Annotated in this window: 12 protein-coding genes; 7 read left to right on the top strand and 5 right to left on the bottom strand. The window is 64.1% G+C overall.

All coding sequences use genetic code 11. From position 1 onward, the window contains the following. Nucleotides 1-37: 37 nt before the first annotated feature. Nucleotides 38-1,030, bottom strand: a complete 993-nt coding sequence (locus tag LZC95_08260) for a hypothetical protein (protein ID WXA96828.1) — start codon at nucleotides 1,028-1,030, stop codon at nucleotides 38-40. Between the two features lie 28 nt (nucleotides 1,031-1,058). On the opposite strand from LZC95_08260, the gene LZC95_08265 reads away from it, so the two are divergent. Continuing rightward, nucleotides 1,059-1,967, top strand: coding sequence for a hypothetical protein (locus tag LZC95_08265; GenBank protein WXA96829.1), 909 nt, complete (start codon nucleotides 1,059-1,061; stop codon nucleotides 1,965-1,967). Between the two features lie 64 nt (nucleotides 1,968-2,031). On the opposite strand, the gene LZC95_08270 is transcribed toward LZC95_08265, so the two are convergent. Then, nucleotides 2,032-4,458: a protein kinase gene (locus tag LZC95_08270; GenBank protein ID WXA96830.1), complete on the bottom strand. Its 2,427-nt coding sequence runs from the start codon at nucleotides 4,456-4,458 to the stop codon at nucleotides 2,032-2,034. Between the two features lie 84 nt (nucleotides 4,459-4,542). Here LZC95_08270 and LZC95_08275 point away from each other — a divergent pair, with 84 nt between their 5' ends. The 3 genes from LZC95_08275 (at nucleotide 4,543) to LZC95_08285 (ending at nucleotide 9,025) form a co-directional block, all read left to right on the top strand. Beyond that, nucleotides 4,543-5,925, top strand: a complete 1,383-nt coding sequence (locus LZC95_08275; protein ID WXA96831.1) for an FHA domain-containing protein — start codon at nucleotides 4,543-4,545, stop codon at nucleotides 5,923-5,925. Between the two features lie 1,127 nt (nucleotides 5,926-7,052). After that, nucleotides 7,053-7,952 (top strand): hypothetical protein, encoded by a 900-nt coding sequence (locus LZC95_08280; protein ID WXA96832.1) that lies wholly within the window; start codon nucleotides 7,053-7,055, stop codon nucleotides 7,950-7,952. Beyond that, nucleotides 7,952-9,025, top strand: a complete 1,074-nt coding sequence (locus LZC95_08285; protein WXA96833.1) for a hypothetical protein — start codon at nucleotides 7,952-7,954, stop codon at nucleotides 9,023-9,025. The genes LZC95_08280 and LZC95_08285 overlap by 1 nt, the downstream gene beginning before the upstream one ends. A 2-nt stretch (nucleotides 9,026-9,027) precedes the next feature. Here the strand turns inward: LZC95_08285 and LZC95_08290 are convergent, their stop codons facing one another. The 3 genes from LZC95_08290 to LZC95_08300 all read right to left on the bottom strand — a co-directional run bounded on the left by LZC95_08290 (nucleotide 9,028) and on the right by LZC95_08300 (nucleotide 11,173). Continuing rightward, nucleotides 9,028-9,582: a hypothetical protein gene (locus tag LZC95_08290; protein WXA96834.1), complete on the bottom strand. Its 555-nt coding sequence runs from the start codon at nucleotides 9,580-9,582 to the stop codon at nucleotides 9,028-9,030. Between the two features lie 303 nt (nucleotides 9,583-9,885). After that, nucleotides 9,886-10,380 carry a hypothetical protein gene (locus LZC95_08295; protein ID WXA96835.1) on the bottom strand — a complete coding sequence of 165 codons (495 nt, stop codon included), beginning with the start codon at nucleotides 10,378-10,380 and terminating at the stop codon, nucleotides 9,886-9,888. A gap of 448 nt (nucleotides 10,381-10,828) precedes the next feature. Further along, nucleotides 10,829-11,173 (bottom strand): hypothetical protein, encoded by a 345-nt coding sequence (locus LZC95_08300; GenBank protein ID WXA96836.1) that lies wholly within the window; start codon nucleotides 11,171-11,173, stop codon nucleotides 10,829-10,831. A gap of 313 nt (nucleotides 11,174-11,486) precedes the next feature. Between LZC95_08300 and LZC95_08305 the strand changes: the two genes are divergently transcribed. From LZC95_08305 to LZC95_08315, 3 genes are all read left to right on the top strand, one after another. Further along, complete coding sequence (locus tag LZC95_08305; protein ID WXA96837.1) at nucleotides 11,487-12,215, top strand: hypothetical protein; 729 nt, start codon at nucleotides 11,487-11,489, stop codon at nucleotides 12,213-12,215. A 231-nt stretch (nucleotides 12,216-12,446) separates the two neighbouring features. Then, nucleotides 12,447-12,659, top strand: coding sequence for a hypothetical protein (locus LZC95_08310; GenBank protein ID WXA96838.1), 213 nt, complete (start codon nucleotides 12,447-12,449; stop codon nucleotides 12,657-12,659). Between the two features lie 252 nt (nucleotides 12,660-12,911). Beyond that, nucleotides 12,912-13,313 (top strand): hypothetical protein, encoded by a 402-nt coding sequence (locus LZC95_08315; GenBank protein ID WXA96839.1) that lies wholly within the window; start codon nucleotides 12,912-12,914, stop codon nucleotides 13,311-13,313. The last annotated feature ends 115 nt before the right edge of the window (nucleotides 13,314-13,428 follow it).

Raw genomic sequence — 13,428 nt, forward strand, 5'->3', positions numbered from 1 at the left:
GAAAACTCCGAAGCAATAAGCTCAATTGAGGAGACCATCAGAACTGGCCTCGAACGCCCATACCCGCCGTGCCCGGAGACAGGAGGGGGAAGACCTGCGCGCCGGTCGTCTCTTTCGTCGACCGCGGCCACGCGAGAAGGACAACCCCTGCGCCAACCAGCGAGGCGGCACCGACGGCGAGTGAGATGCGCGAAAGCGTCAACTTGGAGTCGTGGTCGTCCAGGTAGCTCTGTGCCTGGCCGCATACCTGCGGCCTGTTCGGGCCTTCGCACGAAGAGGGCGGCGCGAGTCCGCGTGCAGAAGTCGTCGCGCTGTTGGCCTGGCCCTGCCAGATGCCATAGCCGATGATGCCGGCGACACCGACCGCCGCAAGCGAGATGACGGTGCCCGTGCACACTCCTGAATGAAAGCACGGCAGCCCACCGCCCTCGTCGCGCTTCGCGATTCCGCCGCCCGGACCGGGGCCCGGCTCCGTTGGATCCGTCGTCGAATCGAAGGTCACCGGGACTTCCTTGCCGCCCGCCACTTCGAGGTCCATGTGGCGCGAGCCGGATGGAAAGCCCGCATCGACGGCGTGATGGCCAGCAACAACCTCGATCGCATCCTTCCGCTGCTCGTCCGACACGACGGTTCCGTCGAGCGTGACGGGTACATTGCTCGGAACGAGGATCTTGACCCGGCCGATCCTCTTCATCTGCTGCTCGATGAGACCGTCGGCTTCCTTCTTTTTCTCAGGTTCCGCTCGAGGGTCGGCCTTGTACTTGCGGAGATCGCGCACCCCGTCAACGGGATGACCGGAGTCGATCTCGACGAGCGCGAGGTTCCACAAGGTCAACGGGTGCGGCGCTACGGCGAGGGACTGAAGAAAATAGCGACGGGCCGTGTCGTAGTCCCCGTCCTTGGCGGCCTTCTTGCCGCTTTCGTATTGTTGCTTCGCGACCGCGATGTCGGCGGCGCTGGGTTGGGCCTGCGCGCTGCGTGGGACAGCAAGTGCTGCGATAGCGACCAAAGCGATGAAGGAACGAAGCATTGAGGAACCAAGGGAGAGGGGTCAGTACGTGAGCGGCCGATCGTCGAGGTGGCCGGGGGTAACGGCCGTCGACGACGGAGCTGCTGGGGGCGTGCGTTGCGAAGAAGGGGAGGGCGGCACGTCCGGCGACGGTACCACCTCCGGCGTGCTTCCGGTGGGCTGCCGCGTGCCCGGTGGGCGCCCGGGATTTCTCGGGCGCGCTTGCCCGGCGGAGTGGACGGGAGGTGGATTACCCTTCGCGCCTGGTGTGTCGGACGATGTCCGTACGACACTGGGCACGGACGGCGCCGGTGTGGTCACCGCGGATGCAGCCGTGGCCTCCGATAGGACGGACGCGGAGGTCGCCGGAGCGGACGGCACAGAAGCCGAGCGCGCGGGCGCGGGTATCGACGGTGCACGAGCCGAGGGCGCCGAAGATGTCGACTCTGGCGGAGGAGGAGGCTCGGTTGCCAGCAGCCATAGCCAAGACCCGACGCCCACACCCACGAGCAAGATCCCCGCGCCCAACGCCAAACCAATTTTCATCCATTTGGAGCGCGTGGGCTCCGCGGGCACCGCTGTGACGATGTCCCTCGTCCCCGGTGGCAGGCTGCCCTCGGCGGGCACGGCGCTCGCGCCGGGGGTCGGCCTGCCCTCGGCGGGCACGGCACTCGCGCTCGGGGTCGGCGTAGGCTCCATCGAAGGCGGTGGCCCTGGCTCGGTTACGTCGACCATCACGCTTTCATCAGGGATGGTCGCCGAAATGATCGTGCGCGGTGGCACCGTCGCGGCGATCAAACTACGACTGAGCCCCGCGGGGCGTGCAAGTCGGTCAAAGGAGCGGCCCGCCGGCCGTGGTCCGGGGTCGGTCTCGGCCGAGCTCCGCGTTTTGTTGGCGCCTCCAGGGTCGCTCTCGTTGGCAGCAGCTACGCGGCGCTCGACGTGCGCAGCGGGTTGAGAGGGGTCCTTCGTTGCGGCCGCGATCGAGCGCCCGCTCGGATCCGAGCTTCGCTTATCGGCGTTCATGTGGGCTCTCCAACCATCGTCGCCGGAGGGCCAGCCGTTCCCGATGTCATTGCGGGAGACCGGCCGCGAAAGAGGAGGGCATAGATTGCCATCACGACCAGCATCGCAACCAGGATCACGCCGACAAATAGTAGCGCGCGCATCGTGAGCGATGCTGTCCAATGGCTGTTCGCCATGTCTGAGCGCTTCGGCCCCGCGACTCCTGGGACGACGGTCGGAGCGTTCCGATCGTTTCGATTGACATCGCCCGTGGCGATGCCGGATGCGCCGCGCTCATGTCGACGGACCTCGTCGGCGACGACAATCGATCGGGCCTCCGCCATCGAGAGCTCATCGACCCACTTGAGTCCCTTCGACGAGTCAGGCGGTTCGCTTATGGGCCTCGCCAGCGCCGGACGTTGCTCGCTCGCGACGGACTCCTCGCTGGCATCCGCGGGCGCGCCAATGGCAGCCTCCGTGATTCCGTTGACGCTGGCGCCGTTGCGCGACGGCTCCGGCGCGGCTGGCCGATTGACCGTTGCGGATTCCGCGTTGAACACGTGTACGATCGGCATCGCGACGATCGGTGGCAGCGCAGGATCCGGCGCCTCCACGGCTGGCATGTCAAACCGGGGCGTCTGCATAACCGGCGTGTCGGGATCGAGCGTTTGCGCGAGCGGTGCATCGAGGTCGAGCGCGTGCACGGCGGGGAACGCCGGGGCCTGCACGACCTGTGCGACAAGCTGCGTGGCCAACGAACTGGGCTCGAGCGGAAGCCGGTTCGTGTCGGGCAGATTCGAGCTCGTGGTGGCCGCCGGACCGATGCCCGCGCTCTTGGGTGGCAACCTGTTCGTCGCAGGCAGCGGCTGTGGGGAGCGCGCTGGCTGGCCGTTGGCCGTACCCGTGTTCGCTCCGTATGAGGCGCCGACGGCGGGACGGGAGGGGTCGATCTCGTCTGGGTGAATCGGGCGCGTATCTGTTCGTTGGGCCGCGGCGTCGTACGTGGGCGCGCGATAGGAGAGCGTCGGCGCCGCCCTCATTTCTTGCTCCGGCGACACGACCGGCTCCGCGCTGCGGACGGACGAGAAATGGGGCGTTCCCGCCGCGCGTGGTGTCTCGTACTTATCCGCAACTCGGTTGGTTGCCGGAAGAGCGGAGCGGAGTGTACCGCCCGCCGTCGTCTGGCCCGATTTCGTCGGCGCTTCTTCCTGCTCGACATTTTCCGGAGCCGGACCGCCCAATTCTGGATCGTCCACGACCTCCAAGGGTCGACGGTCCTCGGTGCGATTGAAATCGGCGCGCCGCCAAGGGGCTGTGTGATCCGTCACGAACTCGGGTGCCAGCGTCGCGGTCGCGTGCTCCGCCTCCCATCGATTGTACATAAAGTTCGCCCGCTCCAAGACCTCGTAAGCCCTGCCGGGCCGCTCGCGCGGGTCTTTGCGAAGCATCCACATAACCAGCTCTTCGAGATCCTCGGGCACATCGGCGAACTGTCGGATCGGAGGTGGTGCCACGTGCTGATGCCCGTGAGAATAGGCCTTCACGTCGGCGCCGAAGTTCCCCGTGTCTTTGTCACCGATCGGCCGTTGTCCGGCGAGCATCTCGTAAATGATTGCTCCGAGCGCATACAGATCGCTTTGCACAGTCGGGGCGGCACCTCGCCATAGCTCGGGAGCCATGTAGAGCATGGTGCCGAGCAAACCAATCGGGACGTTGGTTCCCTCCTGGGGCCACCGCAAGCCGGCGATTCCAAAGTCCAAGATTTTGGCGATTTCCCGCCCATCCGTGGTTCGATGGAAAACGATGTTTTCTGGCTTCAAATCGCGGTGAATGATCCCCTGGTTGTGGGCGTGTTGCACAGCCTGCAGAAGCTGGAGCATGATGTTGAGGACGTGCCCCACGCTGATGGGCTGCCCTTGCTCCGCTTCCAGACTGGTTCGAAGCGATTGCCCATGCAGGTATTCCATGACGAGGTAGGGTCGCCTCAATCCCCCTTCCTCCTCAGTGATCCCGAAATCCCAAGCTTTGACGATTCCTTCATGTTCGAGCTTCCGCAGCTTGTCCAACTCCTGAAGCATGAGCTGCTCGGCTTCGGCCAAGTTATCGTCAAGGACAGCGTACAGCTTCAGTGCGTACCTGAGCTGGGCCTGTTGCTCGCCATTCTCGTCAATTGTGACGCTATTGGTGACCCGTATTACCTCCGAGTAGCCCCCCTTGCCGATCCAAGCGAGGTAGAAATATTTCGTCCCGGGGATCAACTGGAAACGCTTGTAGACCGGCATTACTCTCTCTGCTTGTCCCTTCGACCGCGCGGGCCATCGTGTTGCGACCGCCGGCATTCTAGGGGAAAAACTCTGCGCGTGCGACGCGCTCGGAGCGCCCCGGTCGCGCCAGCATCGCGAACACAGCTCGGGCACAAGTCGTCCTGTCGTGCAGATCCACACATCGGGGCGCCGGGTACGCCTTCATGCTGATGAATTCACGCAACGTGTTGCTTCCGGCAGTCGACTCGTTAGACGATCCATCGCATGTTGCTCCTGAGACTTCACAACCCCGGCGCCGGCCGCTCGTTCGAGCATACTGCCGAGCGAACACCAGTCATCATCGGGCGAGATCCCAGTCAGGCGGGATGTGCAATTGAGAACGATCTCGACGTATCTCGCGAGCACGCGAGCGTCGAGCTGCGGGGCGATGAGATTTACGCCAGGGACCTCGGGAGCACCAACGGCACGTTCTTCAACGGGGTGAGGCTCGGCGATCAATGGACGTCGCTCGGCCACGCCGATACCGAGCGGCAGATCACACTCGCGGCGTGGGTGATCGGCGTACGTCGCGCGGCACGGCCCGCTGTCGTCAAGGCGGAAGCATCACTTGCGTCGACCGAGCGCGCCCCCGAGGTTCCTCGCGCGACGGCGATCATTCGCCCGACGCTTCGTTCCGGTGAGCCGCTGGGGCCCGAGTACGAAACGATGCGCCTGGCAAACGCCAACGACCTTCCGCGCCCTGTGATCGTGGCGAAGCGCCTCGCCAAAGGAATTGAGGAGCATCGGAGCGCGGAGCGGGCGCTCTACGAGGAAATTGAGTCTCAAATCGAAGCGCTGCCCGCGTCCGAACGCGCAGCCGCATGCGAGGAGCTCGCGATCGATTACCCCGACCTCGCCCGGGGTGTCCTGCGTGCACTGTTCGAGCGGTGCGCCGTGACGGTGCCACCTGAATCGCCACCGCCCCTGCCGCCTGACGCGGCGGCTGCGCTCACCGGCGTACAAGGCTTGTCGCATTGGTGGACCAAGCGGACCGTGCTCAGCGCCGCCGATATCAAGGCGTTCTGCACAAAGGTTCGCGGGGTGCACGACGAGTTTGTGCAAGCGCACCTCGAGCAGGTAAAAGGGATCGAGCGCTTCGAGAAGGCGGTGGCTGTGGGCGCGGGCGAAAATGCCTTCCGTCTGCCGCAAACCCGGGCCGAGTTTTCGCACGCGCTCCTCGACTGGAACGACTCGACAGATCGAGCGCTCGAGGCGCTCCGGCGCGAGTTGACGGATCTCAAGCTCCATCACCTGGGAATGTTCGACGGGGTGATGGCGGGCGTCAAAGCGTTGCTCGACGAATTCGATCCCGACGCGATCGAGGAGGCGTGGAACGAGCGTCAAGCCCGGCGCGACGCCGTGACTCGCAAAATGAGCCAGCTCGCGAAGGACAAGGAGCTGATGGAGATTTACTTCTCGCGTCACCGCGATCTTGCCGATGAGGAGAACACTCGATTTCGCAAGCTCTTTGGTCCCGAATTCGCCGAGGCGTACAAGGCCCACGCGATCGAGCGCCGGAGTCGGTCGACATCATCGGGCCTTGATCGCCCTGCGGCGGACCCGCCTCAATTGGCACCCGGACCCCGAACATCTCGCTCGAGCGAGTAGGATGTTTCGCGATGTCGGGCTGCGAAAAGTTGTGCGGCTGGGCTGCCTTTCCGACGCCCCTAGGTCTCCGAGTCAGCTATTAATCGAACCCCCCTGAAATGAGACGTAACGGCGATCCCACCAAAGAACGACCCGTTCCGGCGGAAACGGATCTTGGTGCCCGCCCAGTGTTTCGGCTTCGGAGGGCAGCCTACGATCCACCGAAGAAACCGCTCCCTGGCCGCCCAAGCGGGACGGTCGACGAACTTCTCGAAAATCTTCAGGCAAACGAGCCGCAAGGCAAGCGCGGAGACCGACGCAGGCGCCGTCGCGGCCCCGAAGAGAGGTCTCCCGCAGACGCTGGAAGTCGCGCTAGTGAAGGCGCCGACGCTTCGAACGAGAGCTCGCCCGGTGTTTCAAGGACACCGACAGACGACGCGCCTGACGCCCTTCCACGCCGGCGACGCATTGGTTCGTGGCTTGCCGTGATCAGCGGGACGGCAGCGATCATCGGCACGGCCGGATATTTCTTCGTGGTGCGCGCACCAACGAATCCGCGTGTCGATTTGACCGCAAAGAGCGTCGAGCACCCCGTGGCAGCGGCGCCGGTTGCGGCGCCTAGCCCAGCGCCGCAACCGTTGCGGCGCGAACCACCACCAACGCTTCCCACCGTGATCGTGGCCACGGAGCCCGCGGGGGCAGCACCCGCCCCATCGGCCTCGCAGTCGACGCGCCGGGATGGTGCCCAACGCCCCTCGACGAAGAACCCTCGACCTGAGAAGCAACGTGACGTGTCCTCGCAACCGAGCCTCGAGCCTTTCGCGGAAGCGCCCTCCAAGGCCGCTGCAATCTCTCCAGCGTCAACTTCGTCTCCGTCGGCAGCCCCGCCGCCGAAACAACCTGTGGGCTCCGCCGCGTTGAGCGGGCCTTGAGCCTGTCGCACGGGTAAGCAATTGAGTCAGCTCACAGGCGCTTCGCGCCCCCATCGGCCACACGAGCAGGCACAAGTCCATCGCGGCGACTCGCAGTTGAGACGCATGCGGTTGCGGGTGTCGAGCGTGGCGATCGCAACGTTGTGCCCCGCGCTGGCGTTCGCGCAAACGGCGACGTCGCCATCATCAACGAGCACGCTCCCAACCGAAGCTCGCATGAGCGAGGCGGCCCAACGCTACGAGGAAGGGAGAGTCCTGTTCGCCCAGAGCCAATTTGCCGACGCCTACATCAGGTTCTCGCAGGCGTGTGCCCTGCAGCGCACCATAAACTGCGCAAAAAATCTAGGCCTCGTCGAATACAACTTGGGTCAGTACGCCGAGGCCACAACGCACCTTCGAGAGTACTTCGATTCGCTGCCCCCAAACCAAAGTGTCAACGCGAACGTCTACGCGGCCGCTCGCGAAGTGTACGATCAGGCCTACGCACGCTCCGGTCATCTTCGCGTGGTTGCGCCTGTTGGAGCCAAGGTCACCGTGGACGGTCGCATCGTGGGCGGTGCCCCGCTGCCGCCCGTGATCGACGTTGCGGCCGGCGCGCACACGATCGAGACGCGAACCTACGGCACATCGAGGCAACAGGTGCAGGTCAGCGTGCCCGCCGGGAGCGTTCTCCCCGTGACCTTTCTCAGCGGGCCGCCCCGAGTCGCGTCGACTCCGCGCGAGGCCGAGTCATCCCCGGCGAAGATCGTCATCACCACCATGATGTACGGCTTTGCGCTCGCCAGCGCCGGCGCTGGCGTGTGGTTCGCGCTCCATGCCGAAGATAAGAGCCAGGGGGCCGAGGTGCTCCGCGCGCAGCTCGCGACCCCGTCCTCCTCGGCGTGCACTGGCTCGACGTCGCCCGTATGCAGAACCCTCAGCTCCTTCAAAGACGACTACGACAATGCGCGGCGCTGGGAGACGATCGCGTTCATTGGCGCCGGAGCCTTGGCGGTCAGCGCCACGGCGACCTTGATACTGTGGCAGCCTTCGAGCTCGAGCTCTTCGCGGTCCGCGCGTTTTGCTCCGCTTCTCTCGCCCGGCTTGGCCGGCATCGGCTACGGAGGTACCTTCTGATGGACCAAGGAGCCGTGATCCGCTATCTCGCCGCGCCCTCGACAGCGAGGCGCGTTAGGGCAATACTTTCGGCGCTGCTTTTGACTTGGCCGCATTTGGCTTTCGCGCAGGCGACATCTCCGAGCAGGACGGACCTAAAACTCGCGCGCGACCTCTTCGCCAAGGTGGAGGCCGACGAGGCCGCCGGCCGATGGGACGCGGCGCTAGAGAAGCTGGCTCGCATTGCCGGGATCAAGGTGACCGCGGGAATCCTATTTCACACTGCTCTTTGCGAGGAGCGCCTCGGCCGCCTCGTCGCAGCCCAGGAGGACTACAAGGAGGCGCAGACCAAAGCGAGAGAGGACGGCAACGCGTCGGTAGCGGCGACTGCACGCGAGCATCTCGATGCGCTTGGTCCGCGCGTACCGTCCCTCACGATCGCCGTCGAGCCGATCTCGGACGGTGTAGAGGTCTACCTCGACGGGAATTTGATCCCCCTTCGCGCTGGTAGCTCCGTCCTGCAGGTCGACCCCGGTCCGCGCGAGGTGCGCGTGCAGGCTCCCGGCATGAAGAAGTTCACCACGACCCGCATCGTCGGCGAAGGCGAGCGGGCGACGATCAAGGTCCAACTTGAGTCGATGGTGCTCCCCGTGGTCCTCGTTCCCGCGCCAGCCGCGACGCCGGCACCGACTCCGCGCGAAGGTTTTTGGACGACCGGCCATACCGTTGCCGTCTCGTTGTTCGGACTGGGGTTGCTTGCCACAACCGGCGGCGTCGCATTCACGCTTGCAAGCAATGGGAGCGCGTCGGAAGGCGACCGACTTCGCACGCAACTCCCCCCGTCGACGACGTGTGCCCAACCGACAGACCCAACAATCATCGCCACGTGTGGCCGTCTTCGGGACGCGCAGTATGCGCACGACAATCAAGCGACCATGGCGAGAGGCTTCTTTATCGCCGGCGGAGCGTTCGTAGCGACCGGCGTGGTGGTCTGGCTCGTCTGGCCGAAGGACAAGCCCAACACCGAGCGCGTCGTGCTTAGGCCCACCTTCGACGTGCACGCGCGAGCCGTTGGCCTGCAGGGGACGTTCTGATCTCAGGGCGATTCGCGGCGGGCACGCCGGACGTCGGCCCAGTATTCGTAGAGGTAAGAAACGTGCACCGAGAGCCTCGGTCGTTCCCGATCTCGCCACACCTCCATGAGTTCACCTCGCAGGTGATCGGGCAGGTCCGGGCGCGAGATCTCGTGCGCCAACGCCTGGAAGACGAACAACACCGCCTGCGGCGGATCATGCGGGTCTCCACTTTCTTCGAAGGGCCAAGCCTTGTCGGAACGCACGGCCTCGAGATATCCGCGGCAGAAGTCCACGATGCCTTGCGTGTCATCGGGGGCCGGACAAACGACGGCGATGTTCGCTTTCATCTGCTCGCCGATCTCGTCGTAGCAGTCGAGGAGCTGCCGGCGGCTTCCCGAGCGGCGCCGAAGCAGCGCCTGTTTCTCGTCATTGAGCCAACCGAGAGGTTTCGGCGACCCCGGGCCGGTGCGTGCGGCCGTGAAGTAACCTGTAAGCCACATCAGGCTGATCCCGAGTTCGGTGAGGAGCTCGGACAAAGGTTCGTTCATGGACGTCCAATCGAGCCCGGTTTTCATGTCTCACCCATCGGTCAAGGATACCAAAACGTTACGAAATGCGTTGGCCGTGTGTCGTTGAACAGGGGGCCGGCGCTGGTCGCCCTGCCGCGTGCGCGCGATCAAGCTCGCCGCGGCGAAGCGGTCGGCTTCTAGAGTTCCGCCGCCAGGGCCCGTTCGGGATTGGGCCCTCACACGAGACACTTCGACCATGCCGTCTCTCAAGTTGCCCTCAATCGGCATTGTGTCCCTCTGGAGGTACCATGCGGACGGGATTGTGTCCTCGCCGCATCGTCTTCGAGGGACTGCGCCGACGGCACAGGGCTACGTGCACTCGTCGGCATCATCGACCTCGAGCCCCGCGAGCCACCCGTAGGTCTTGGCAGGCCCGAACTGGATTGAAATTCGGCGTCCAAGAGCCAGTGTCCGGTCGTCGCTCTCGTGCGCGCACACGGCGGAAAGGGCGAGGGAGTCCTCCCCCTGGGGCGCCAAAAGAACGGGGCGGGTGGTGCCTCCCGTACGCATGTTTCCGTAGGCTGCAAATTCGAACCGCGCGAGCCCGCTCCTCAGCACGAGAAACGGGTAGGCTTCGCCCGGAACCCGGGTGACGACGTAGGGCCTGCCGAGCAGCGTCGGATTAAGGCAGGTTCGATCCACGACGCCGGAAACGACGACGCGCGTTTCTCCGGTCCGCGGCGCGGAGCCGAGCCCTTCGACGACGGCGGGGAGCGAGAAGCGCAGCGCGTTCTCCCTGAAAAGAGCGCTGCGCAATCGGAAGTAGGCACGGGCTCGGCGCCGAGCGTCTTCGCGCTCACTCACCCGGGACGCTCATCATCTTGATGACGGGTTGGCCGGCGGGAAGCCGGCTTCGGCTCCGAGTAGCCTCGAAACCACGACGGCAGATCATTTCTCTTCGTCGTCGGCATCGGAGTCGTCTCGTCGGCCTCTAGATCTTGGTCCTTCATCACACACCTCGCTGCTTGAAATGGAATACTGCCGGGTCGCACGGGAGCTCCGGGGGGCTTCCGTCTCGTGCGGCTCGTTGGGGTCCTCCACCTGGGTCGAGGGCCTTCGAAAGAAAAGGACGACCTCGGGCTGCGCGCCCGCTGGATCGTGCGGGAATGAATCCCCTTGGAGCGTAGGGCTGTCGCTCGTGACGTCGTCGCCCTCGTTCGGGGCACTTGGTATGGGTCCGTTGGGCATGTCGGCTCTCTCTTGAAAGGGTTGTGTTCCTGGCCGCGGCAATCGCCACGGGTAGAAATTGAAATCACTCGGTGGGACGAAACTGCCGCGCTTCAACCGCGTTCAACACCCATTGGAGGCGGTGGGCCCGATCCGAGTCCTGAGCCGTATGCGTAACGGTCTCAGCATGGGCCACCCCCGCTTCGAGCTTGAGCCATCTTGCCAGGGCCTCTGCGGCATCCTCGTAACCGGTCGGGTCGACGTTGTCCTGCGAGGCGTCCAAAATGTACGCGGGTATTTCCTCGCACAACTGCATGAAGTGCTCCGCGACATCGTCGAAGCCGGCGTCGCGCGACTGATCGGCCTCAGTTACCAGCCAAGCCCTAAACTCCTCGAGCGTTTGGGCATACGTTCTACGCCTCTCTCCCATACCTAGCCTTTCGGTGCGGTTGTGAGGCCGGTTGTGCGAAATCTGTTGAGGCGAGTCAAAATTTTTCTTCTGGCTGAGCCTCAATTTTGTTCACACAACTCGCATCCATTCCCGCGAAAGTGCCTCAATTGAGATCGGACACACCTTCGGGTTGACGCTCAGGATGAGGCGTCAATTCTTTCGGCACAACGTCTAACCCCGTCGTCAAAAATTTCGACACGTAGTTGCGATAATGTCACCGGTTTCGCAATCTTCTCTGCGGCATCTGCTTTGCACGCGCGCCGACGTTGCGTGCAACCCATTGGGGAGAAAAATGACGCATTCGCGCCGCTTACTTTCCGTTCTTGATACCAAGTCGATACTACGCACACCAACCGGCGCGGAGGCGCTGAAGGCATTGCTGGCTGCCGAGGAGGACTTCGTCGTAAAAGGAGACGCGGCGGCGGCGCTCGAGCAGAGTCGCAAGACCGCGCACTTGGTTCGTTCTCTGACCTTGTCCCAGGACGACATCCGGGCGATCGCTGTGGAGCAGGCCCGCTATATGCTCGCTCTGGGCGACGTCACCGGAGTCCAGGATTTGACGGATCTATCAGCCAAAGCGAGCGAGGTAGACCCTCTTCATGGGGGTCGCATCATGATGGATACGGGCGACATTCTCTGCGAGGCAGGCCGTTACGTGGAGGCCACGGCCTTGTATGCCGCGGCGACACACGCCTTTGTCGCGGCGGGCGACGTATCGCGGGAGATAGACGCGCTCTTCGCCCTTGGTTTCGCGTGGCTCAACCTGGGTGCAAGCACGCGAGCCCTCGTCGCTTGGCGGCAGGCCGTGCAACTCGCCCGCCTTGGGAGAGAGGACGTCAAGCAAGGCGATGCTGGATGGGAGGACAGAATCCTGGCGAAGGTGGTCGAGGTCGCGCGCGAACTGGCGACACTGAGCAATGAGAATGTTGCGCGAATTCTGCGCAACTGCGCGGATGCTCTGGAGACAACACTCCGCAGTGAGCCGGTGGACGAAATTCCCGCTGAATCGGCGCTCAATTGAGAACTGTGTCGACAACCATTTCTTTCATTGGACACGAGGATGGAAAGTGAGCTACTCGGGGCCATGCAGACAGCTCTTCACGACGACATCCGTCGACTGGCCGAGTCTTTTGCCCGCGGCGTTCTCGACGCCATTCGTTCTACTTCAATGGACGAGCTCCTCGAGCTCTCGCCTTCGCCGCGCCCCGCTCGCGCAGTACCCGTGCCCGCGAGGCGGAATGGAAAGAAGCGAGTGTCGAGCAATCCGACGGCCGGGGCTGACGCATTGCTCGACAACCTGGTCGAGACCGTGAAGAAATTCCCGGCCGGGCTCCGCTCAGAGGAACTGCGTTCGTTGCTCAAGATGGAGAAGGTTCCATTTCGCCTGGTCGCGCGTGAGGCTGTCGACGCAAACTTGATCCGGCGCACCGGCGAGAAGCGCTCCACGACTTTCTTCCCCCAATAGACTTCGCATCCGCGGCGAAGCCTACGATGGGGAAGGTCCATCGGGTTCCGATTCGGCGCGCGCGTCGTCGCCGCTCGAGCGTTGCGTACAGGATCTCTCGGGGGTCAGCCGTTCGGCGGCTCCCATCGACACGTTCGTCACGATGGACAAACTCTATCCACACGCCCCATTCCGACGAAGCACGCTTGCTCCTCCATTTGGATGCAAACGCGCTCACCTCCAACAGAGCCTCGTCACCTCGGAGCAAACGCCATGAGCGGCCGACTCGTGCTCACGGACAATGGCCTGCGCGTGCTCAACGGCGACGTGATTCCGCTCGCCATCTGGTATCGCATCGCCCACAAATGCATGCTCGAACGGCCCCACGTGCTCCCGAACGACGTCACGGTCATCGTTCTTGCGCTCGAAGGGCTCCGCGACAAAGAGCCCAACGAGCGGCGCGCTTTCGTCGACGCCATGCGGCCGGTGCTATCCCGATTCACGTTGGACGAGGGGCTTCGCCTCGCGCTCGAACAGATCGACAGGCTCACGCCCGGCGCGCAGAAGGGGGGCTACCGCGAGCCAAGCATTCAACGTATGCGCGATGACGCGTTGGACCGGCTGGCCGATCTCGTCGTCGAGCTCGTCGAAGAGGATCCGCATGCTACCCCATGATGCTCCCGGCACACGGCGGTTCTGCTCTCGGCCACGAATGCTGCAGCGCGAACGTAGGAAGCCCGAAGCGATTTCTGGTTGAGGGGAAATTCATGAACGATGTGCTCCTGGACGT

The organism is Sorangiineae bacterium MSr12523 (genome assembly GCA_037157775.1).
Lineage (GTDB): Bacteria > Myxococcota_A > Polyangia > Polyangiales > Polyangiaceae > Pendulispora > Pendulispora brunnea.